Source organism: Paracoccus aerius (genome assembly GCF_014656455.1).
Lineage (GTDB): Bacteria > Pseudomonadota > Alphaproteobacteria > Rhodobacterales > Rhodobacteraceae > Paracoccus > Paracoccus aerius.
In genome coordinates, this window is sequence record NZ_BNCL01000005.1 from 180,365 (window position 1) to 202,812 (window position 22,448).

The window sequence follows — 22,448 nt, forward strand, 5'->3', positions numbered from 1 at the left end:
GGATGGGCGAATTCGACGATATCAACAGGCGCGGCCTGGTTCTGGTCGGCTGCGGTCGCATGGGCGGCGCGATGCTGCGCGGCTGGCTGGCGCGGGGGCTGGAACCTGGCGCCGTCACGGTGATCGACCCGCGGCTTTCGCCGGAATGGCAGGACAAGGGCCTGCGCGTGAACGCCGACCTGCCTGCCGATCCCGCCGTGCTGGTTCTGGCCGTCAAGCCGCAGATGATGGCCGAGGCCTTGGGCGGCGTGCCCAGGCTGTCCGACACGCTGGTCCTGTCGGTCGCGGCAGGCACCACCATCGCCACATTCGAGGCCGCCTTTCCCGGTTCCCCGATCATCCGCGTGATGCCCAACACGCCCGCCGCGATCGGGCAGGGGATCAGCGCCATGATCGGGAATGGCCTTGCCACGGATGCGCATCTGGATCTGGCGCAGGCGCTGATGGCCGCCGTGGGCCGGGTCGTCCGGTTGGAGCGGGAAGACCAGATGGACGCCGTCACCGGCCTGTCGGGCAGCGGCCCGGCCTATGTCTTCCACCTGATCGAGGCGATGGCCAAGGCCGGCGAGGCGCAAGGCCTGCCCGCCGACCTGTCCCTGGAACTGGCGCGGATGACGGTCGCAGGGGCGGGTGCCCTGGCCATCGACGCAGACGAGGATCCGGCGGTCTTGCGCGAAAACGTCACCTCGCCCGGCGGGACGACCGCTGCCGGCCTGCGGGTTTTGATGGATCCCGACAGCGGCCTGCCCCCCCTGATGGCGCGCACGGTCGCTGCTGCCACCGAACGCGGGCGCGAACTGGGGCGCGGGCAATGACCATCAGCTTCGACGATTTCCTGAAGGTCGACATCCGGGTCGCCACCATCACCCGCGCCGAACCCTTCCCCGAGGCGCGCAAACCCGCGATCAAGCTGTGGCTGGACGTGGGGGATCTGGGCGAACGCAAGTCCTCGGCCCAGATCACGCGGCATTACGACCCCGAAGCCCTTGTGGGCAAGCAGGTGCTTTGCGTGGTGAACTTTCCGCCCCGCCAGATCGGCCCCGTCCGGTCCGAGGTTCTGGTCCTGGGCGTCCCCGACCCGGACGGAGAAGTCGTGCTGATCCGTCCCGATCTGGATGTCCCGAACGGAGGAAGGCTGTACTGATGCGCCTGCTTGTCACCCGTCCCATGACGGACCGCGCGACGCGCGCCATTGCCGGCCGGTTCGACGCGACCTTCCGCGACAACACCCGCCTCTCCGAGGCCGAAGCCTCTGCTGCCCTGCGCGACTATGACGCGATCATCCCGACGCTGGGCGATGCCTTCACCGCCGCAGCCTTTGCCGATGCGCCGCGTTGCCGAATCCTGGCGAACTTCGGGGCGGGCTTCAACCATATCGACGTGAAGGCGGCAAAGGCGGCCGGGGTCGTGGTCACGAACACACCCGATGTGGTGACCGACGCCACTGCCGACATTGCCGTCATGCTGATGCTGATGACCACGCGTCGCGCGTCCGAGGGCGAGCGGATCCTGCGCGCGGGCGACTGGACCGGCTGGAACCCCACGCAGCTTCTGGGCGGGCATCTGTCGGGCCGGACGGTTGGCATTGTCGGCATGGGCCGGATCGGGCAGGCCATCGCGCGCCGCTGCCATTTCGGCTTCGGGATGCAGGTGGTGTTCTTCAACCGCTCGACCGTGACGGGGCTGGATTTTCCCGCCCGCCAGATCCCACAGTTGGAGGCGATGCTGGCCGAGGCCGATATCGCCGTCCTGGCGGTGCCGGGCGGGCCCGGCACGCGGCACCTGATCGGCACGCCCCAACTGGCGGCGCTTGGGCCGCAGGGTTACCTGGTCAATATCGCGCGCGGCGATGTCGTGGACGAGGCCGCGATGATCGAGGCACTGCAAAGCCATGCCATCGCCGGGGCGGGGCTGGACGTCTATGAGCAAGAGCCGGTCGTGCCGCAGGCGCTTCTGGATGCGCCCAACACGACGCTGCTGCCGCATCTGGGGACCGCGACCGACGACACCCGCACCGCCATGGGGCTGCGCGCGCTTGATAACCTGGTGGCCTATGCCGAGGGGCGCGCACCTCGTGACCGGGTGAACTGACCGCGTCCGTGGAACCGCGGTGAATTGAGAAATGTTAATTCCTCAGATCACAGCTTCGAAGGAGCGAAGAATGAACTGGGATATCATCCAAGGCAAATGGAAGCAGGCCAAGGGCACCCTGAAAGAAAAGTGGGGCGACCTGACCGACGACGACCTCGACCGCCTGGACGGCAACAAAGACCAACTGGCCGGCAAGCTGCAAGAGAAATACGGCTGGTCCAAGGACGAGGCGAACCGCCAGATCGACGATCACTTCCGTGACCGCACGTTCTGATCGCGGCCGCGCCTGATGGCGAAGGGTGCCTTGCGGGGCACCCTTTTTCTTTGCCCGGCGGCAGGCTACGAAGGCCGGAAATCCGCAGCGGGGGTGCCGCCATGATGTATGCCTATGTCATCCGCGATGGTCGCATCGCCTGCCAGGATCAGGCCGCCTCGCTGGCCGACGCGATCTGGATCGACCTGATCGCCCCCGACAAGGCCGAGACCGCGCTGCTGCGCGACCTGGGCGTCGACGTTCCCACCCTGGCCGACATGGAAGAGATCGAGATCTCGAACCGGCTTTATCGCGAAACGGGTGTGGACTACATGACCGCCGTGCTGCCGGGTGAAAGGGGCGACGGCAACCGGGTCACGATGCCCGTCAGCTTCATCCTGTCCCCGCAGCGCCTGGTGACGGTGCGCCACCATTCGCCGCGCCCCTTCCTGACATTCCCCGAACGCGGCGAACGCTCGACCCTGGGCTGCGGGACGCCACACCGCCTGTTCATCGGCCTGATCGAGGAGATCATCGCCCGCCTCGCCGACATCCTCGAAGGATCGGGGCGGCTTCTGGACAACACCACGATCACCGTCTTCGAGACGCCATCGATCCGGGGGCAGGGCGATCGCCTGCAATCCGCCCTGCGCGAGGTGGGCCGCGAGGCCGAGGCGATGGCCCGGGTGCGCCTGTCGCTGCTCACGATCGAGCGGATGCTGGCCTTCTATATCGCGGCAGTCGACGAGCAGCGCGAATCCGGCCGGCTGCGCCCGGTGGTCAAGGGACAGTTGCGCGATGTTCAGGCGCTTGAAGTCCATGCGGATTTCCTGGGTTCACGCGTCAGCCTGGCCGTGGACACGACCCTTGGCCTGATCAACCTGGAACAGAACAACACCGTCCGGGTTCTGTCGGTCGTGGCGGCCTTGTTCCTGCCGCCCACCCTGATTGCCAGCATCTACGGGATGAACTTCGAATCCATGCCGGAACTGGACGAACCCTGGGGTTATCCCATGGCCATCGCGCTGATGGCGGCCACTGCGGGGGCCACGTGGCTGGTCCTGCGATGGAAGCGTTGGCTGTGATGGTCAATCGGCCCCGGCCTGTGCCAAGATGTCGCAATTCGGCTTGCCGCTGTGGCGCCATGCCCCTATTGGGGCACGACCTTACCGGGAGGATTTCATGCGCTCGTCCTTGTCCTATCTGCGGTGGCCGCTGATCACCACCGTCGCTGGCGTCGCCCTGGCGGGCTGGCTGGGTTACCGCTTTACCGGATCGACCACCGGCCTCTTGTCCTTCCTGATGATCGCCATCGTGCTGGCGGTCCTGGAAATCTCGTTGTCCTTCGACAATGCGATCGTCAACGCGAACAAGCTGAAGGAGATGACGCCGGTCTGGCAGCGCCGCTTCCTGACCTGGGGGATCCTGATCGCCGTCTTCGGGATGCGGATCGTCTTTCCGCTGCTGATCGTCGTCATTGCTGCAAAGATCGGGCCCCTGGCCGCGATCCAGTTGGCCGCGACCGACCCCGAGGAATATTCCCGCCTGATCCACGAGGCGCATCTGCCCATCGCCGCGTTCGGCGGATCCTTCCTGATGCTTGTGGCGCTGACCTTCTTCTTCGACCAGTCCAAGGAAGTGGACTGGATCGCCAAGATCGAGCGTGCGCTGCGGGCCGCGGGTTCGGTCCGGGGGATGGAAGTGGGATTCGTTCTGGCCATCATCCTGCTGTTCGTCTGGCTGCTGCCGGAAAACCGGGACGAGCAGGTGTTCATGTACAGTGCCATGTGGGGCATCGTGACCTTCCTGGCCGTCGACGCGCTTGGCCACATCCTCGACCGCTGGGGCAAGGCACAGGAAGCATCGCACACGGCGGCGCAGGCTGGCTTGGGCGGATTCCTGTATCTCGAGGTGCTGGATGCCTCGTTCAGCTTTGACGGCGTGATCGGGGCCTTCGCCCTGACGCAGAACCTGTTCCTGATCGCCATCGGCCTGGGCATCGGCGCGATGTATGTGCGGTCCATGACCGTCATGCTGGTCGAACGCGGCACCTTGGCCGAGTTCCGTTATCTGGAACATGGCGCCTTCTGGTCCATCCTGATCCTGTCGATCATCATGTTCGGCCAGACCATGTGGCACCTCCCCGAAGTGGTGACGGGGCTTCTGGGCGCGGTCTTCATCGCCACGGCCTTTGTCAACTCGGTCATGTGGAACCGGCGCCACAAGGATGTCGCGCAGGATTGATCCGCTCAGGTGGGGGCGCTTCCCCCCGAAGATAATCGCGCAACGAAGATAAGGGCAGTCCTGCGGGCTGCCTTTTCTACATCTGGTCGATCAGATCCAGCATGTCGGGCGGGATCTGCTGTTCCTGCAGGGTGAAGCTGCAGCTGTCGCGATCCTCAGTCACGGTGATGCGATAGGTCATGCGGTCGGCGCAGTCTCCGCAGGGCTGGCTGGCAAGGCGGGCCAGTTCCTCGGGCTCGAAAGCCTCGGCCAGATCCTGGCGCATCTGCTCGGGCTGGTGGGCCAGGTCGATGGTCTTGTGCAGCCGCCCGGCGGTGATGCCGCCAAAGCCGCCCTGCGCCGCGATTTCGATGATCATGGCATGATCCCCCTTGTCGGGGGGAATCTAGGCCTAGATCGCGATTCCGACAAGTTTCCAGGCGCGGCGCAGCATCACCGTCTCTATGCTGCCGCGGCCCGCCAGTTCGATTGCCGAATCCATCGTCTGGTCGGCCCAGTCGGAAAAGCTGGCCATGGGGTTGTTCAGCGTCTGCAGCGCACGGTACCAGATGCGGCCCGGCAGTTCCCAGGCCCGTCCGCCCAGATAGGCGCAGAACAGGTAGAAGGCGTGGTTGGGGATCCCCGAGTTGATATGAACGCCGCCATTGTCGTCGGTGGTGGTGACGAAATGATCCATGTGCCAGGGCTGGGGATCCTGGCCCAGCATGTTGTCGGAATAGGCCGTGCCCGGTGCCTTCATGCTGCGCAGGGCCGCGCCGTTGATCCCGGGGCCCAGGATGCCGCGGCCGACCAGCCAGTCGGCCTGATGGACCTCTTGCCCAAGGGCGCGTTGCAGCGACAGCGACCCGAAGACATCGGCGATGCTTTCGTTCAGCGCGCCCGACTGGTTTTCATAGATCAGCCCGCCGGAATGCTGGATCACGCCGTGGGCCATCTCGTGCCCGATGACCGACAGTTCAAGGAAGGTCCGGAAGACCTTGCCGTCGCCGGTGCCATAGGCCATCTGGGTGCCGTTCCAGAAGGCGTTGTTGTAATCGCGCCGGTGATGGACCGTGGCGACCAGCGGCATTCCTTCCCCGTCCAGCGAATTGCGGCCATATTCCTCGGCGAACAGTGAAAAGACCTGACCCGCCGCGTCATAGGCCGTGTCGGCATCGGCAATGCCGGTGGGACCGTCGCCTTCCGATCGGACCAGCTTGCCGGGCAGGGCGGCGCGGAACTGGCCGTCATGGATGCGGCGGTCGGGGCAGCACAGGCCCTCGGCCGGAAAGACGGCGGTTGAGGCAAAAGCACCGGACAACGGCTTGTCCGGCGGCAGACCCGCGCGCGTCAATTCGGCGCGGTCGTCGCGCAGTTTCTCGGTCTGCTTCAGCAGGCTCCGCGCCATCTCGGCGGTTCTTGGATCGCCGCGCAGGGCCAGCACCCGCAGCATGTAGGGCGGAACGATGCAATGGATCGAATGGCGATGCGAACCGTTCAGCGAAAAGCACATGAGGCGAATCCCTTTCTGGAAACTCGCCTTATGATACCATGGCGTCACCTAGAACAAAACTAGAACATCAGTCGATGCGCCGACCCTCGCCGGCAGTGAAAAGGTGCAGCGACCCCGGGCGGTAGTCCAGGCGCAGGCTGTCCGACAGTTCCGCGTTCGAGGACAGAGTGACCGTCAGCCGCTCGCCCCCCGTCTGGCCGTGGACCAGCCGTTGCGCGCCCAGTTCCTCGACCGCAAGGACATCCATCAGGATCGGACCGGTGGCAGAGACCGTCAGATCCTCGGGGCGGATGCCGATGGTGCCTGCATGGGCGACGCCCGGCAGATGGGGCAAGGCGGTGCTGCTGATGAGATTCATCGCCGGGCTGCCGATGAAGCTGGCCACGAAGGTCGAGGCCGGCTTGCGATAAACCTCCAGCGGGGTGCCGATCTGTTCGATCCGTCCCGCGTTCAGTACAACCAGCCGGTCCGCGAGTGTCATGGCTTCCAACTGGTCATGCGTCACATAGATCGAGGTGGTGCGCAGCCGGCGCTGCAATTCCTTGATCTCAAGCCGCATGGTGACGCGCAGCTTGGCGTCCAGGTTCGACAGCGGCTCATCGAACAGGAAGGCCGCCGGTTCGCGCACGATGGCGCGGCCCATGGCGACGCGCTGACGCTGGCCGCCGGACAGGGCGCGGGGCTTGCGGTCCAGGAAGGGGCCGATCTGCAGGATCTCGGCGGCCTCGGCCACGCGGCGCTCGATCTCGGGTTTTGGGGTGCCGCGGTTCTTCAGCCCATAGGCCAGGTTCTGGCGCACGGACATATGCGGATAAAGCGCATAGTTCTGGAACACCATGGCGATGTCGCGGTCGGCGGGTTCGATGTCGTTGACCACGCGGTCACCGATGCGGACCGTGCCTTCGCTGATCGATTCCAGCCCGGCGACCATGCGCAGCAGCGTGGACTTGCCGCAGCCGGACGGGCCGACCAGCACGATGAATTCCCCGTCCGCGATGTCGATGTTCACGTCGCCAACGGCGCGGGTGCCGCCGGCATAGATCTTGCCGACCTTGTCGAGGGTTATTGATGCCATTTTTCTTACTTCTCCGTCTCGACAAGACCTTTGACGAACAGGCGCTGCATCCCGATCACAACGGCAACGGGGGGCAGCATCGCCAGCATGGCGGTCGCCATCACCAGATGCCATTGCGGCAGCCCGTCCACGGCGTCGGCCATGCGCTTGATGCCCGCGACGATGGTGTAATAATCGCTGCTGGTCGTAATGAGCAGCGGCCACAGGTATTGGTTCCAGCCATAGATGAACAGGATCACGAACAATGCCGCGATGTTGGTCCGCGACAAGGGCAGCAGGATGTCGCGGAAGAACTTCATGGGGCCCGCACCATCGATCCGCGCGGCCTCGGTCAATTCGTCCGGGATGGTCAGGAAGACCTGCCGGAACAGGAAGGTCGCGGTGGCGGACGCGATCAGCGGGATCGACAGCCCGGCATAGCTGTTCAGCATCCCCAAGTCGGCCACCACTTGGAAGGTCGGCACGATCCGCACCTCGACCGGCAGCATCATGGTGATGAAGATGCACCAGAAGGCCATGTTGCGGAGCGGAAAGCGGAAATAGACGATGGCGAAGGCCGAGGTGATCGAGATCGCGATCTTTCCGCAGGCGATCAGCAGCGCCATGATCAGGCTGTTCAGCATCATCGTGCCCACGGGGGGCGTGCCGCTGGTGGACACGCCCGCGCCCAGCATCTGGCTGTAATTCTCGATCAGGTGCGGGCCGGGCCACAGCGGGATCGTGCCCGACATGAAGTCGGTCGCGGTATGGGTGGATGCGACAAAGGCCACCCAGACGGGCAGGGCGACGATGGCCACCCCTAGCATCAGGGTCAGGTGCGCCAGAAGGTTCAGGCCGGGACGGTTCTCGATCATCAGTAGGCCACCTTCTTTTCGACATAGCGGAACTGGACCACCGTCAGCGCGATCACGATCAGCATCAGGATCACCGACTGGGCGGCGGACGATCCCATGTTCTGCCCCACGAAGCCGTCGAAATAGACCTTGTAGACCAAGATGTTGGTAGCCTGCGCCGGGCCCCCCTCGGTCGTGGCGTCGATGACGCCGAAGGTGTCGAACATGGCGTAGACGATGTTGACGACCAGCAGGAAGAAGGTCGTGGGCGACAGAAGCGGCACGGTGATGTCGAAGAAGCGCCTGACCGGGCCGGCGCCGTCGATGGCGGCAGCCTCTCGCAGGCTGGCGGGCACGGATTGCAGCCCAGCCACGAAGAACAGGAAGTTGTAGCTGATCTGCTTCCAGGCGGATGCGATCACCACCAGCGTCATCGCGTCGGTCTTGGAGCTGATGTGGTTCCAGTCATAGCCGATGGCGTCCAGGAAATAGGGCATCACGCCGATGGTCGGGTTGAAGATGAACCACCACAGGATTCCCGCAACCGCCGGGGCCACGGCATAGGGCCAGACCAGCAGCGTGGTATAGACGCTGGTCGACCGGATCATCCGGTCCACGGCCACCGCCAGCAGCAGGGCGAAGCCCATCGACAGTACCGTGACCAACACCGCGAAGACCGCCGTGACCTGAAGCGAGTTGAGGTATTCCGGGCTGTTCCACAGCGCCTGGAAGTTCGACAGGCCCACGAAGGTGGTGTTGATGCCGAAGGCGTCCTGGCGCAGGAAGCTTTGCCTTACTGCCTGGGCCGCAGGCCACAAGAAGAAGATGAAGGTGATCGCCAGCTGTGGTGCCAGCAGCAACCAGGGCAGCAACTGGTTTCGAAATAAGGTGCGCTTCATCCAGCCCTGCCTTCAGAAATGGAATGGGGCCGCGCGGATGGCGCGGCCCCAGGATGGTGCTTACTGGTTCTGCGCTTCGAATTCGGCGATCAGCGCGTTGCCGCGTTCGACCACGGAATCCAGCGCGCCTTGGGCGTCCTTGGAGCCGGACAGCAACTGCTCGAACTCCTCGTCGATGATGCCGCGGATCTGGACATAGTTGCCAAAGCGCAGCCCCTTCGAGTTCTCGGTCGGCTCGTTCAGCGTGATCTGCTTGATGCCGGTGTCCGCGCCGGGGTTTTCCGAATAGAAGGTGGCCATCTGGTCCATCGCCGCCTGGGTTATCGGCAGATAGCCCGAGAAGGACGCCCAGTCCGCCTGCACCTCGGGCGAGGACAGGTATTCGAAGAACTTCGCGACGCCTGCATATTCCTCGTCCGGCTTGCCCGACAGCACCCAGAGCGAGGCGCCTCCGATGATCGAGTTCTGCGGCGCGCCCTCGACGTCGTCGTAATAGGGCAGCATCCCGTAGCCGACTTCAAAGTCCTTGGCGTTCGCGATCACGCCCGCGCGGCTGGCCGAGCTTGCCATGTACATGGCGCAGTCCTGGGAATAGAACATCGGCGCCGCGTTGTCGCCGCCCACCGGGCCGCCATACTTGAAGATGCCTTCGTCGGACAGGCGCTTCAGGTTTTCCCAATGCTTGACCTGGACCGGCCCGTTCAGCGTCAGGCGCGCGCTTGTGCCGCCAAAGCCGTTCTGCTCGGTGCCGATCGGCTGGTTGTGCCAGGCCGACAGGTTCTCGGTCTGGATCCAGCTGATCCACTGGGTCGTGAAACCGCAATTGGCCGCGCCGGATTCCTTGATCTTGGTGCTGAACTCTTCCAGTTCGGCCCAGGTCTTCGGCGGGGAGTTCGGGTCCAGGCCGGCCTTTTCGAACACGGTCTTGTTGTAATAGACGATCGGGGTCGAGCTGTTGAAGGGCAGCGACAGCATGTTGCCGTTGGTGTCCGTGTAATAGCCCACGACGGACGGCAGATAGGCTTGCGGATTGAAATCGGCGCCCTGTTCCTCCATCAGCTGGTGGACCGGGACGATGGCGCCCTCGGCGGCCATCATGGTGCCGGTCCCGACCTCGAAGACCTGCACGATGGCGGGCTGCTGCTGCGCACGGAAGGCGGCAATCGCGGCGGTCATGGTCTCGGGATAGGTGCCCTTGTAGGACGGCACGACCGTGTATTCGTCCTGGCTGTCGTTGAAGCCCTTGGTGATTTCTTCCAGCTTCGCACCCAGCTCGCCGCCCATGGCGTGCCACCACTGGATTTCGGTCTGCGCATTGGCCGCGGACAGCGACGCGATCAGCGCCACGGTGGACGCTGCGAAAAGTTTGTTCATGATTTCCTCCCCTTATGGAGTTGCTGTTCGCGCCGGGCCTAACGGACCAAGGTGACGCGAACGCAACATCCGCATGACAGGAAGGTGACACCCTTTGACCACATGGTCAATCTTTCCAAGCCACCACCGGGAAAGAGAGATTTCATGCCGTTGCGTCAGGGTGCCGCTTCAAGCCCCGCGCAGGCGGGCCATCAGCGGGGCCACCGTCGCCTGCAAAAGCGGGTTGATGATGTAATGGGCGATCGGGATCAGGATCATGCCCAGGACCAGCCCGAAGATGCCGTCGAAGAACGCCGTCACCAGCCAAGCGATCAGCCCCGGAGCCTGCGGAACGGCATGGGCCGCAGCCTCGGCCTGGTAGTGGATCCAGTCATAGGGACCGGCCCAGCCCATTTCGGCAAAGCCATGCAGCACGATCTGGCCGCCGACCCAGATCATCGCCGCCGTGCCCACGACCGTGAGGGTCTTCATGAAGCCCGGCATCACCTTGACGATGCCGCGCCCCAGGGCCGAGGAGAAACCGTTCTTCCGCGTCGCCAGATGCACGCCCAGGTCGTCGGCCTTAACGATCAGCGCGACAAAGCCGTAAACCGCGACGGTGATCCCAACCGCCACGACGGCCAGGATCAGCGCCCGCATCCACAGCGTGTCCGTCGCAGGGATCGTGGACAGCGCGATGGTCATGATCTCGGCCGACAGGATGAAGTCGGTCTTGATGGCGCCTGCCACGCGCGCTTCCTCCAACGCGGCGCCATCGCCTTCGGCGTGGGTATGCTTTTCGCTGTCATGGGTATCGCCATAGCCCAAGGCATGGGCGACCTTTTCGGCGCCTTCATAACACAGGTAAGCCCCGCCCAGCATCAGCAGCGGCGCGATCGCCCAGGGCGCGAATTGCGACAACAGCAGCGCCACGGGCAGCAGGATCACCAGCTTGTTGAACAGCGATCCCCGCGCGATCTTCCAGACGATGGGGATTTCGCGGCTGGCATCGAAGCCGTGGACGTATTTAGGGGTCACCGCCGCGTCGTCGATGACCGCGCCCGCGGCCTTGGCCCCGGCCTTTACGGCCTGTCCGGTCACATCGTCGATGGACGCTGCCGCGACCTTGGAAATGGATGCCACATCGTCCAGAAGTGCCAGAAGTCCGCTCATCCATCCCTCGTCGGCTGTATCGTGCGCGGCCCGTCAGGCAGGCCGCGCCCAGTCAAACACCTGTCAGGCCAGTTGGTTCAATCCATGCTGACGTTGGCGTCGCGGACCACGGGCTCCCACTTGGCCATTTCGGCTGTCACATGTTCGCCCAGTTCGGCGGGGGTCGATGCGACGACGGTGGCCGAAAACTCTCCCATCCGCTCGACGACGGCCGGATCGGCCATGGTGGCCTGGGCGGCGGCGGCAAGCGCCTCGATCACTTCGGGCGGCGTTCCGGCCGGGGCGAATAGGGCGTTCCAACTGTAGGTTTCATACCCCGGCAGGGTTTCCGCAATGGCGGGCACGTCGGGGAAGCTGGGCGCGCGTTCCGCCGTGGTCACGCCCAGGGCGCGCAGCTTGCCGCTGGAGATATGGCCCGAGGCCGAGGGCAGGTTGTCGAAGATGATCGGCACCTGGTTGCCCAGCACGTCGGTCAGCGCGGGACCGGATCCCTTGTAGGGAATGTGGTCGATCTCGACGTCCGCCATCGCCTTGAACAATTCGCCCGACAGGTGCAGCGGCGTGCCGTTGCCGGACGAGGCATAGGCCAGCGGTTCGGCCTTGGCCAGGTCGATCAGTTCCTGCACGGTCTGGGCGGGCACGTCGGGATGGACCGCCAGCACGTTCGGCACCAGTACCAAGAGCGACACCGGCGCGAAATCCGCCACCGGGTCATAAGGCTTCTGCTTCAGGATCAGCGGGTTCAGCGCATGGGTCGCCACCGTGCCCATCAGGATCGTGTAGCCGTCGGGCTCGGCATTGGCGACCTGTTGCGCGCCAAGGCTGCCGCCCGCGCCGCCGACGTTCTGCACGACGATCTGCTGGCCCAGTTCCTGGCTCATCCGGTCGGCGACGATGCGGCCCACAACATCGGTTGAACCGCCTGCGGCGAAGGGGATGACCAGGGTGATCTGGCGTTCGGGAAACTCGGCGGCCGCAGCCCCGGCAAGGCCAAGGGCCAGGGCCGATCCCAGCAGGATCCTGCGGGTGATGGATGTCATGGTGATCTCCGTTCGTTGGGGTTTCAGGCGTCGCTTTCGGTGAAGACCTCGTCGCGGCGCTTGCGGATCTGGGGCAGGAAGACCAGCACCAGGATGGCCAGCGACAGCAGCAGCAGCGTGGCGCTGATCGGACGGGTGACAAAGGTGGTGGGATCGCCGCGCGACAGGATCATGGCCCGGCGCAGGTTCTCCTCGAGCAGGGGGCCAAGGACGAAGCCCAGCAGCAAGGGTGCGGGTTCGCAGCGCAGCTTGGACAGGACATAGCCAAGCAGGCCGAAGAAGGCGACCGCGAAAAGGTCGTAGGGGTTCGAGTTGACCGAATAGACCCCGATCGAACACATCGCCATGATGATCGGGAACAGGACGTAGTATGGCACGGTCAGCAGCTTCACCCACAGCCCGATCAAGGGCAGGTTCAGCACCACCAGCATCAGGTTGCCGATCCACATGGACGCGATGATGCCCCAGAACAACTGCGGCTGCTCGCTGACCACGTTCGGCCCCGGCACGATCCCCTGGATGATCATCGCCCCGATCATCAGCGCCATCACCGGGTTCGCGGGAATGCCCAGCGTCAGCAGCGGGATGAAGCTGGTCTGCGCGCCCGCGTTGTTGGCGCTTTCCGGCCCGGCGACACCCGCAAGCGCCCCCTTGCCGAATTCTTCGGGGTTCTTCGAAACCTTCTTCTCGATCGTGTAGGACGCGAAGGATGCCAGGATCGCGCCCCCGCCCGGCAGGATCCCCAGCACCGACCCGATGCCGGTGCCGCGCAGGACGGGGCCGATCATCTGGCGGAACTCGTCCCGGTTCGGGAACAGGCGGGTGATGTTCCTGGTCATCACCTGCCGGTCGTGTTCGTCCTCCAGGTTGCGCAGGATTTCCGCGATGCCGAAGACGCCCACGGCCACGGCCACGAAGTTCAGCCCGTCGGCAAACTGGTTCATGCCCATCGTGAAGCGCGGCGCGCCGGTATAGACATCGGTGCCGACCATGCCCAGCAACAGGCCCAGCACCACCATGGCAAGCGCCTTCAGAACCGACCCGTGGGCAAGCGCCACCGACATCACCAGGCCCATGACCATCAGGCTGAAATATTCGGCCGCGCCGAACTTCAGCGCGATGGTGGTCAGGGGCGGCGCGAAGATCGCCACCAGGAAGGTCGCGACGCTGCCCGCGAAGAAGGACCCCAGGGCGGCGGTGGCAAGCGCCGTGCCCGCGCGGCCCTTGCGCGCCATCTGATAGCCGTCGATGGCGGTCACGGCGGAACTGCTTTCGCCCGGCATGTTGATCAGGATCGCCGTGGTGGACCCGCCGTACTGGGCGCCGTAATAGATCCCCGCCAGCATGATCAGCGACGACACGGGTTCAAGCTGGAAGGTGATGGGCAGCAGCATGGCGATGGTCGCCGTGGCGCCGATGCCGGGCAGCACGCCGATCAGCGTGCCCAGCAGCACCCCGATCAGGCAGAACATCAGGTTGGCCAGCGACGACGCGACGCCGAAGCCCATCGCAAGGTTGGAAATCAGATCCATCTGCGCGCCCTCAGATCGGCAGCCAGGGGCCGAAGCGCCGGAACGGCAGGCCCAGGCCATAGCTGAAGATCAGCGTGGACAGGATGGTGACGACGATCGCCAGGATCAGCGCGGGCAGCGGGCGCATCCGCATCGAGGCCTGCGACGCGATCAGCGTGGTGATGAACAGCGCGGGGACGAAGCCCAGGCCGCGCACGGTCAGGCCGAAGAAGATCGGCGCGGGCAGGATGAACAGGATGCCCCGCCAGGCGAAGCGGCCGATGGGTTCGTCGTCCGGCCGCCCGAAGGCCTTGAACAGGATCACCGCGCCCAGGATGAACAGAAGGCCGGACAGGACCATCGGGAAATATCCCGGTCCCATCCGCAACGACGTGCCCATGTCCAGGCCCAGCCCCTGCCAGGCGAAAAAGGCCGCGATGGCCATGAACAGCAGGCCCGCGGCGATATCCGTGCCGTCTTTCGGTTTCGTGGACATGGTTCCCCCGCATGTCAGGTGGACCCGCCGCCAGGGCATGGCGGCGGGTGCTTGGTCAGTCGGCGTAGACGCCTGCGGCCTCGATCACCGGCTTCCAGCGGGCAATCTCGGATTCCAGCTTGGCCTTCAGCGCCTCGGGCGTGGCGTCCTCGGCCGGCGAGGGCGAGGTGCCGAGGTCTGCCATGGCCTTTGCCACGCCTTCGTCGGCAAGCGCCTTTTGCAGGGATTCCGACAAGCGCTGGTTCACCTCGGCCGGGGTGCCCTTGGGCGTGTAGATGCCGTGCCAGATGCCGAACTGCATCGTCTCGAGGCCGCTTTCGGTGGCGGTCGGCAGGTCGGGGAACAGCTCCAGCCTTTCCGGCGTGGTCACGGCATAGGCCTTGATGGTGCCGCCCTTGATCTGCTGGGTGGTGTTGGTGGTCTGGTCGCACATGATGTCGACCTGCCCGCCCAGAAGATCGGTCATCGCGGGGCCGGTGCCCTTGTATGGGACGGTGACAAGCGGCGCTTCCAGGGCCTGCATCAGCAACATCCCGCACAGGTGGCTTGCCGCGCCGATGCCCGCATTGGCCAGCGTCAGGCTGTCGGCGTTGGCCTTGACGTATTCGATGAAGGCCGAAAAGTCGGCGGGTTCGAAATCCTGCCGGGCGGTGACCACCATGGGGACCTCGGTGACGAGGCCCACATATTCGAAGGCGTCCAGCGTTTCGTATGGCAGGTTGCGATACAGCGTGTCGGATGTCGCCATGCCGATGTGATGCAGCAGCACCGTATAGCCATCGGCTTCAGCCTTGGCGACGTTGCCCGCGCCCAGCGTGCCGCCGGCGCCGCCGACGTTCTCGATCACGATCTGCTGGCCCAGGTCGGCCGACATCCGTTCGGCCACCAGGCGGGCCACGGTATCGGTGGGACCGCCGGCCGAAAACGGCACCACCATCGTGATCTGGCGTTCGGGATAGCCCTGCGCGAAAGCAGGCGCAGACAGGATGGTGGCGGCCGCAAGGCCCGCCATCAGCTTCGTCAGTTTCATGTGTCCTCCCAGACTGCTGTGCGGCGCTTCGGGGCGCCGTCGTGCTGGAACAGACTTTGCGCAGCTTGTCCGGGGGACACAACGATTTTTTCAGCCGGTTTTCACGTCGCGTGCATTTCGACGCTGCGGCGTCACCCCCTGGACAGCGCAGCCACCGGGTCCATGCGCGAGGCATTGCGCGCCGGCAGGAAGCCGAAGGTGATTCCGATCAGGGTCGAACTGACCAGGGCCGCGATCATCGCCCAAGGCGACTGGATCATCGTGAAGCTGGTCGACAGGCGGTCGAACAGCAGGTTGAAGCCAAGCGCCGCGGCAATCCCCAGCAGGCCGCCGATCATGCAGACCAGCACGGCCTCGATCAGGAACTGCTGCAGGATGTCGCTGCGACGCGCGCCCACGGCCATGCGCAACCCGATTTCGGAGACCCGTTCCGTGACCGACACCAGCATGATGTTCATGACCCCGATCCCGCCCACCACCAGCGAGATCACCGCGATGGCAGAGATCAGCAGCGTCAGCGCCCCGGTCGTGCTGGTGATGGTCTGGCGGATCTGGTCGGTGTTGACGATGAAGAAGTCCTTGGTCCCGTGCCGCTGGGTCAGGAACTGGGTCACGGCATCCTCGGCCGCGGCCATGTCGGCGTCATCCGCGATCCGCAGCGTCAGGCTGGACAGCGTCGTGGTCCCCAGATAGCGCGCCTGAACGGTAGTATAGGGTGCGTAAAGCCGCAGCGTCTGGCTGGCGCCGGGCCCGCGCGAGGCGATCTCGGCCACGCCGATCACCCGCAGCATGGCATTGCCCGCATAGATCACCTGGCCCACGCCGCTGTCCGCGCGGCCCCCGAACAGGCTGTCGCGGGTGTTGGTGTCGATCACCACCTCTTGCGCCATGCGGCTGACCGCGGATGCATCGAAGCTGCGCCCGGCAATGATCGTCGATCCGGTCACCGTGAAGTAATCGCCGCCGACGCCGCTGATCTGGGCATTGGCCTCGGCCGCGCCGAAGCGCACGGTGGCCGTGGTCGCGGTGCCGGGCGTCGCGGCCGCGACAAAGGGCAGGCGGCCAAGCGCCTCGGCGTCGGATGCGACCAGCGTCTTGATGCGGCCCGACCGCATGTCGCCGAAGTCGCGGCCCGGAAAGACCTCCAGCGTATTGGTGCCCAGTGACGAGATATTGGCCAGCACCTGCTGGCGCGAGCCTTCGCCAAGCGCCACCACCGACACGACGGATGCGATACCGATGATGATGCCCAGCATGGTCAGGAAGCTGCGCAGCTTGTGGGCGCGCATCGAGACGACGGCCATCCGCAGCGCTTCCCAGAAGGCGCTGCCGGGCAGGGCGGGGGCGGGTTTCGCGGCGGGCGTGCGGGACGCCGGGGCAGGGGCGGGCTGGTTCCGGCGGTCGCCGATGATGCGGCCGTCGCTGATCTCGATGATGCGGCGGGCGCGGGCGGCGACCTTGGGGTCGTGAGTCACGACGATGATGGTGCGGCCGTCGGCGTTCAGCTCGTCCAGGATGGACAGCACCTCCTCGCCGCTGCGGCTGTCGAGCGCGCCGGTAGGCTCGTCCGCCAGGATCACGCTGGCGTCGTTCATCAGCGCGCGGGCGATGGAGACACGCTGCTGCTGGCCCCCCGACAGGGCCGAGGGCCGGTGCCCCAGCCGCGCGCCCATGCCCAGCCGGTCTAGCAGCCGCGCCGCCCGCGCCCGGCGATCCGATGCCGCCTCGCCGCGATAGACGGCCGGGATCTCGACATTGCCAAGGGCGGTCAGTTCCGGCAGCAGGTGGTATCGCTGGAAGATGAAGCCGAAGCGTTCGCGCCGCAGCGCGGCCAGTCGGGTGTTGTCGAAGCTGCCGATATCCTGGCCCGCAAAGCGGTAGGTGCCGGTGCTGGGGCGGTCCAGGCAGCCCAGGATGTTCATCAGCGTGGTCTTGCCCGAACCCGATGCGCCGATGATCGCCACATATTCGCCCGGCATGATCGCCAGGTCCACGTCGCGCAACACGGTCAGGCTGCCTTCGCCCTGGACATAGCTGCGCCCGATGCCCGCCAGTTGGATGATCGGCTGCCCGTCCACGGATCAGCCCCGCATTCCGCGCATCCCGCCCAAGGGGTTGCGGCCTGACGGCCCGCCCTGGCTTGTGCCGCTGCCTGTGACGATCTGCTCGCCTTCCTGCAGGCCGTCGGTGATCTCGGCCATGACCTTGTCGTTCAGGCCCACGCTGACCGCGCGTTCCTGAAGCGAACCGTCGCTGCCCTGCACCTGAAGCCGGTATTGCCCGTCCGCACCCGGCGCGCCAAGCGCGATGGACGGCACCGTCAGCACGTCCCGCGCCTGGCCCAGGACGATATGCACCTCGGCCGTCATGTAGGTGCGCAACCGGCCGTCGGGATTGGGAACGGAAAAGCGGCCGTTGTAATAGATCGCCTCGGACGCCGTGCTGCCCGATCCGGTGCCGCCGCCCAGGCTGGAGTCGTTCACGATGGATTCGGGGGCAGGGGCCACGGCTTCCAGCACCGCTTCATATCGGCGGTCGGGGGCGCCCAAGGTGGTGAACCAGACCTTCTGGCCGGGTTCGACCCGTCCGATATCGGCCTCGGAAATCTGGGCAAAGACCTCCATCTGGGTCAGGTCGCCCAGCACGACGATCGTGGGGGCGGATTGCGCGGCGTTGACGGTCTGGCCCTGCTGGGCGGTGATCGCCAGCACGGTGCCGTCGGCGGGCGCGGTGATGCGGGTATAGGCCAGGTTCGCCTCGGCCGTCTGGATCGCGACTTCGGCCTGGGCGATCTGGGCATCAAGCGCGTCGATCTGCGCCCGGGCCACCGCCACATTCGAGACGGCGGTGTCATATTCGTTCTGCAAGGTCAGGTTCGAGCTTTGCAACTTTTCCAGCCGGTCCAGCGTCCGCAGCGCCAGATCCAGCGTCGCCTCGCGCTCGACCCGCTGGGCGCGGGCGACGGCCAGATCCGATTCCGCGGATTTCAGCGCGTTCCGCTGGTTGACGGAATCGATCTCGGCAATCAGATCGCCCTGGCGGACGGTCTGGCCCAGTTCCACCGCAATGGTGGTGATCCGCCCCGATGCCTGCGCGCCGACCGCGACCAGATTGCGGGGCTTGATCGTCCCTTGGGCCAGCACCGTCACCTCGATATCGCCGCGCGCGACGGGGGCGGTCAGCACCTGCGATCCGTCGCCGCCCTGGGATTGCCCGACGCCAAGTGCCGCGGCCCCCGCCGCAAGCGCGCCGCAGACCGCCAATGCCGCCACGCCGTGACGAAACCCGAAGCGCATCCAGTTGATCCCCGATCCAGCCGATCTTCCCCATCAGTAGATAGCGCCGGCAGGCCCGGATCCAATGGGGCCAGCCCGGCGCGGCGGACCAGATTTGTAAATCAACATTTCCAGCGGCGGCACGGAAACGTTCGGTTGCAAAAATGCGGGCAGGGGGGCGGCACGCCCCCTATATTGCGGGTGGCAGAAAGGCGATCAGGACCGACATGACCGGCAACCCGCATATCCTTGTCGTCGACGACGACGCCGAAATCCGCAGCCTTCTGGCCCGCTATCTGGGCGGGCAGGGGTTTCGCGTCACCACTGCGCAGGACCGGCGCGAATGCCTGGCACGGGTGGCCGACGCGCCGCCCGACCTTATCGTGCTGGATGTGATGCTGCCCGATGGCACCGGGTTGGAGATCTGCCGCGGCCTTCAAGACCAGCGGCCGCGCATCCCGGTGATCCTGCTGACGGCCTTGAAGGAAGATGTCGACCGCATCGTGGGGCTGGAGATCGGCGCCGACGATTACCTGGGCAAGCCCTTCAACCCACGCGAATTGACCGCCCGCATCCGCGCCGTCCTGCGCCGCAGCGGCGGCGATGAACCCCCTCAGCCTGCCGGCAGCTATCTGTTCGCGGGCTTCCGGGTGCTTCCGGACCAACGCCGGGTTGTCGCGGGCGGGGCCGACATCGACCTGACCGGGGCCGAGTTCGACCTTCTGATGGCCTTCCTGGTGCGCCCCGGCCGGGTCCTGTCGCGCGATCTGCTGCTGGATCTGACGCAAGGCCGGGACCGCGACCCGCTCGATCGGTCCATCGACGTGCTGATGAGCAGGCTGCGCCGCAAGCTTGCCACCGATGCCGTGCCCGCCGTCTTCAAGACTGTGCGGAACGGCGGCTATCAGCTTGCCGTCCCCGTCGCGGTCGAGGCGCCGGGCCCATGACCTCGCTGCGCAACCGGATCGCGGGCTTCATGATCCTGGCCATCGTCGTGGTGATCGCCCTGGCGACGCTTGTCGCGGTGCAACTGGTCCAGCGACCGTTGCCCGAGGCCGCGGTGATCCCCGTGGCCCGACAGATCGCCTGGAACGTCCGCTTTGCCCAGACCGATCGCGCGGCGGCCGAGGCTGCGGGAATGCTGTTCGCCGACCGCCCTGCCGCCGGCGAGGTGCGCGACCGATCGACCCAGCGTTGGACCCGAACGCTTGCAAAGCAGGGCCTGCAGAACCGGTTCGTGGTGACCGAGGATCCGCAGGGGACGACGCGGCGCATCTCGGTCGACCTTGGGGACGGCTGGGTGATCCTGCCCTTGCCGGACCTGCGGCCGCCGCGCGGGGGGTGGCGCATCTTCGCGGCCTGGATGGCGCTGATCGTGACCGGGGCCACGGCCGTGTCGCTGGTGGCCGCCACGCGGATCACCGGGCCCTTGCGGATCCTGGAAGGCGCCGTGGACCGAATCGGCCGCGACGGCGTGCTGGTGCCGATCCCGGAAACCGGACTGCCCGAAACCCAAGCCACGGCGCGGGCGCTGAACCACCTGTCGGCGCGGCTGAAATCGGCGATGGAAAGCCGGATGCGCCTTGTCGCGGCGGCGGGCCACGACCTGCGCACGCCCATGACCCGGATGCGCCTGCGCGCCGAATTCGTCGAGGACGACGCCGAGCGCGAGAAATGGCTGGCCGACCTGGCCGAATTGGACGCCATCGCCGACAGCGCGATCCGGCTGGTCCGCGACCAGGTGACCCAAGGAGAGGCGCAGGATCTGCGGCTTGACCGGCTTGTGGGCGAAATCGTCGCCGAGTTGCGCGCCCTGAATTACCTGGTCACGCTTGGACCGCTTGCGGCGCTGGTGGCCAGCGCCGATCCGTTGTCGCTGAAGCGCGCCATCCGCAACCTGGTCATCAATGCGGCGACCCACGGCAAGGCCGCGCGCGTCCGTCTGCGCCACGACGGGGAAGGGGCCGAACTGGTGATCGAGGATGACGGCCCCGGCATCCCCGAGGCGCTGATGGAACGCGCCTTCGAGCCGTTCTTCCGGGTGGACAAGGGCCGCCGCAAGGCGCTGCCGGGCGCAGGGCTGGGCATGGCGATTGCCCGGCAGATCCTGGACCAGCTTGGCGGCCGGATCGCGCTTGCGAACATCCAGCCGCGCGGGCTGCGCCAGACCGTGACGCTGCCCGCGCGGATCGCCTGACGCGCCTACTGCGCGCCGCGAATCGCCGGGTAGGCCGCGCGGAAGGCGTGATAGGCGGCCTCGAAATCGTCGCGCAGGGTGGCATCGGGGGCGATTTCCTCGACCATGTCGGGGGCGGTCATGACCTGGGCCATGCTGCCCGCGCCTGCCGCGACCATGCCCAGCCGAGCCGCGCCCAGGGCTGCGCCGAATTCGCCATCGGCGGGCAGGGTCAGGGTCACGTCCAGCGTCGTGGCGATCACCCGCAGCCAGTAACGCGACCGCGCCCCGCCGCCGATCGCCATCATCCGGTCCAGCCGGGCGCCCGTTTCCTTCAGCGCCTGGTGGCTGTCGCGCAAGCCGAAGGCCACGCCTTCCAGAACGGCGCGGGTCATGTCGTCGCGCGTGGTGCCCGACCCCAGGCCGGTGAAGGCGCCCCGGATCACCGCATCGTTGTGCGGCGTCCGTTCGCCCGACAGATAGGGCAGGAAGCGCACCGGCCCCGGCGCGCGCAGCGTCTCGCCCAGGGAGGCGGTCAGGTCGGCAGGGCGCGCGCCGGTGATCCCGGACAGCCAGTTCAGGCTGTCGGTCGCCGACAGCATCACGCCCATCTGGTACCAGGTTCCCGGCACCGCGTGGCAGAAGGTGTGCAGCGCCGTTTCCGGCGCGGGGTGATAGCCGTCGCGCGCCGCCAGCAGCACGCCCGATGTTCCCAACGACACGAAGCCCTGGCCTTCGCGCATGGCGCCGATCCCGCAGGCGGCGGCGGCATTGTCGCCCGCGCCCCCGGCCACCACTACCGGCTGCGACAGCCCCCAGGCCTGCGCCAGGTCCGCGCGCAGTCTGCCTGCGGGGGCCGAGCCTTCGACCAGCCGGGGCATCTGGTCGCGCCGCATGTGGCCCGCAGCCAGCAGCGCGTCCGACCAGTCCCGCGCGCCCGTATCCAGCCAGGACGTGCCTGCCGCATCAGACATGTCGGTCACATGATCGCCGGTGAGATACAGGTTAAGATAGGCAGCGGGCAGCAGCACCCGTGCGATCCGGGCATGGTTCTGCGGTTCATGCGCGCGGACCCATTCCAGCTTGGGCGCGGTGAAGCCCGGAAAGACGATATTGCCCGACAGATCCCGCACCCCCGGCGTCGCGTCCAGCCTTGCGGCCTCGGCGTGGCTGCGGGTGTCGTTCCACAGGATGCAGGGCCGGATCACCCGATCGTCCGCGTCCAGCAGGGTCGCGCCATGCATGTGGCCTGCAACGCCAATGCCGCGAAGGCCGGCAAATTCCGGGTGGCGGTCGCGCAGTTCCGCAATGGCCCCTTCAAGTGCGCCGATCCAATCGGCGGGATCCTGTTCCGACCAGCCGGAATGGGGATGACTGACCGGATAATGCCGTTCCGTCGATCCGACGGGCCTGCCGCCTTCCTCCACCAGCAGCGCCCGCAGCCCCGACGTGCCCAGATCGATTCCCAGATAGCTCATCTTCCCTCTCTCCCCTGCGGCCTTGCCGC

Annotated in this window: 22 protein-coding genes; 8 read left to right on the plus strand and 14 right to left on the minus strand. The window is 66.2% G+C overall.

Going from position 1 to position 22,448, the window contains the following annotated elements:
- Nucleotides 1-2 precede the first annotated feature (2 nt).
- The 6 genes from proC to IE224_RS08500 all read left to right on the plus strand — a co-directional run bounded on the left by proC (nt 3) and on the right by IE224_RS08500 (nt 4,588).
- On the plus strand, nt 3-815 hold the full coding sequence (gene proC / locus IE224_RS08475; RefSeq protein ID WP_191309422.1) for a pyrroline-5-carboxylate reductase: 813 nt from the start codon (nt 3-5) through the stop codon (nt 813-815).
- The gene (locus IE224_RS08480) at nt 812-1,144 is read left to right on the plus strand and encodes a tRNA-binding protein (RefSeq protein WP_191309424.1); all 333 of its coding nucleotides are present in this window, start codon (nt 812-814) and stop codon (nt 1,142-1,144) included. Before proC ends, IE224_RS08480 begins: the two co-directional genes overlap by 4 nt.
- Nucleotides 1,144-2,091 carry a 2-hydroxyacid dehydrogenase gene (locus IE224_RS08485; RefSeq protein ID WP_191309426.1) on the plus strand — a complete coding sequence of 316 codons (948 nt, stop codon included), beginning with the start codon at nt 1,144-1,146 and terminating at the stop codon, nt 2,089-2,091. The genes IE224_RS08480 and IE224_RS08485 overlap by 1 nt, the downstream gene beginning before the upstream one ends.
- Nucleotides 2,092-2,161: 70 nt before the next feature.
- Complete coding sequence (locus tag IE224_RS08490) at nt 2,162-2,365, plus strand: CsbD family protein (protein ID WP_167622442.1); 204 nt, start codon at nt 2,162-2,164, stop codon at nt 2,363-2,365.
- 101 nt (nt 2,366-2,466) lie between these two features.
- Nucleotides 2,467-3,429, plus strand: a complete 963-nt coding sequence (locus IE224_RS08495; protein WP_191309428.1) for a magnesium transporter CorA family protein — start codon at nt 2,467-2,469, stop codon at nt 3,427-3,429.
- A 97-nt stretch (nt 3,430-3,526) separates the two neighbouring features.
- Complete coding sequence (locus IE224_RS08500; RefSeq protein WP_167622440.1) at nt 3,527-4,588, plus strand: DUF475 domain-containing protein; 1,062 nt, start codon at nt 3,527-3,529, stop codon at nt 4,586-4,588.
- 76 nt (nt 4,589-4,664) lie between these two features.
- Here IE224_RS08500 and IE224_RS08505 read toward each other — a convergent pair whose 3' ends face one another.
- The 13 genes from IE224_RS08505 to IE224_RS08565 all read right to left on the minus strand — a co-directional run bounded on the left by IE224_RS08505 (nt 4,665) and on the right by IE224_RS08565 (nt 18,786).
- Entirely contained in the window at nt 4,665-4,946 is a 282-nt protein-coding gene (locus tag IE224_RS08505) for a protealysin inhibitor emfourin (RefSeq protein ID WP_167622439.1), read from the minus strand.
- Nucleotides 4,947-4,979: 33 nt separating this feature from the next.
- Nucleotides 4,980-6,080, minus strand: coding sequence for a M4 family metallopeptidase (locus IE224_RS08510; protein ID WP_191309430.1), 1,101 nt, complete (start codon nt 6,078-6,080; stop codon nt 4,980-4,982).
- 67 nt (nt 6,081-6,147) lie between these two features.
- A complete protein-coding gene (locus IE224_RS08515) occupies nt 6,148-7,155 on the minus strand; it encodes a sn-glycerol-3-phosphate import ATP-binding protein UgpC (protein WP_191309432.1) in 1,008 nt (335 codons plus the stop codon).
- Nucleotides 7,156-7,160: 5 nt separating this feature from the next.
- The gene (gene ugpE, locus IE224_RS08520) at nt 7,161-8,009 is read right to left on the minus strand and encodes a sn-glycerol-3-phosphate ABC transporter permease UgpE (RefSeq protein ID WP_167622437.1); all 849 of its coding nucleotides are present in this window, start codon (nt 8,007-8,009) and stop codon (nt 7,161-7,163) included.
- The gene (gene ugpA, locus IE224_RS08525) at nt 8,009-8,887 is read right to left on the minus strand and encodes a sn-glycerol-3-phosphate ABC transporter permease UgpA (protein ID WP_191309434.1); all 879 of its coding nucleotides are present in this window, start codon (nt 8,885-8,887) and stop codon (nt 8,009-8,011) included. The genes ugpE and ugpA overlap by 1 nt, the downstream gene beginning before the upstream one ends.
- A gap of 60 nt (nt 8,888-8,947) precedes the next feature.
- A complete protein-coding gene (gene ugpB, locus IE224_RS08530) occupies nt 8,948-10,261 on the minus strand; it encodes a sn-glycerol-3-phosphate ABC transporter substrate-binding protein UgpB (protein ID WP_191309436.1) in 1,314 nt (437 codons plus the stop codon).
- Between the two features lie 168 nt (nt 10,262-10,429).
- Entirely contained in the window at nt 10,430-11,413 is a 984-nt protein-coding gene (locus IE224_RS08535) for a DUF808 domain-containing protein (protein ID WP_191309438.1), read from the minus strand.
- A 77-nt stretch (nt 11,414-11,490) separates the two neighbouring features.
- On the minus strand, nt 11,491-12,453 hold the full coding sequence (locus IE224_RS08540) for a Bug family tripartite tricarboxylate transporter substrate binding protein (RefSeq protein WP_191309440.1): 963 nt from the start codon (nt 12,451-12,453) through the stop codon (nt 11,491-11,493).
- Nucleotides 12,454-12,476: 23 nt separating this feature from the next.
- A complete protein-coding gene (locus tag IE224_RS08545; RefSeq protein ID WP_167622433.1) occupies nt 12,477-13,985 on the minus strand; it encodes a tripartite tricarboxylate transporter permease in 1,509 nt (502 codons plus the stop codon).
- A gap of 10 nt (nt 13,986-13,995) precedes the next feature.
- The gene (locus IE224_RS08550) at nt 13,996-14,460 is read right to left on the minus strand and encodes a tripartite tricarboxylate transporter TctB family protein (RefSeq protein WP_191309443.1); all 465 of its coding nucleotides are present in this window, start codon (nt 14,458-14,460) and stop codon (nt 13,996-13,998) included.
- A gap of 55 nt (nt 14,461-14,515) precedes the next feature.
- A complete protein-coding gene (locus IE224_RS08555; RefSeq protein WP_191309445.1) occupies nt 14,516-15,490 on the minus strand; it encodes a tripartite tricarboxylate transporter substrate-binding protein in 975 nt (324 codons plus the stop codon).
- Nucleotides 15,491-15,621: 131 nt separating this feature from the next.
- Nucleotides 15,622-17,568: a MacB family efflux pump subunit gene (locus IE224_RS08560; protein ID WP_229849296.1), complete on the minus strand. Its 1,947-nt coding sequence runs from the start codon at nt 17,566-17,568 to the stop codon at nt 15,622-15,624.
- A gap of 3 nt (nt 17,569-17,571) precedes the next feature.
- A complete protein-coding gene (locus IE224_RS08565) occupies nt 17,572-18,786 on the minus strand; it encodes an efflux RND transporter periplasmic adaptor subunit (protein ID WP_191309447.1) in 1,215 nt (404 codons plus the stop codon).
- 206 nt (nt 18,787-18,992) lie between these two features.
- Here IE224_RS08565 and IE224_RS08570 point away from each other — a divergent pair, with 206 nt between their 5' ends.
- The gene (locus IE224_RS08570; RefSeq protein WP_167622429.1) at nt 18,993-19,712 is read left to right on the plus strand and encodes a response regulator transcription factor; all 720 of its coding nucleotides are present in this window, start codon (nt 18,993-18,995) and stop codon (nt 19,710-19,712) included.
- Nucleotides 19,709-20,962: an ATP-binding protein gene (locus tag IE224_RS08575; protein ID WP_191309449.1), complete on the plus strand. Its 1,254-nt coding sequence runs from the start codon at nt 19,709-19,711 to the stop codon at nt 20,960-20,962. Before IE224_RS08570 ends, IE224_RS08575 begins: the two co-directional genes overlap by 4 nt.
- A gap of 5 nt (nt 20,963-20,967) precedes the next feature.
- Here IE224_RS08575 and xylB read toward each other — a convergent pair whose 3' ends face one another.
- A complete protein-coding gene (xylB, locus tag IE224_RS08580; protein ID WP_191309451.1) occupies nt 20,968-22,419 on the minus strand; it encodes a xylulokinase in 1,452 nt (483 codons plus the stop codon).
- Nucleotides 22,420-22,448: the final 29 nt, after the last annotated feature.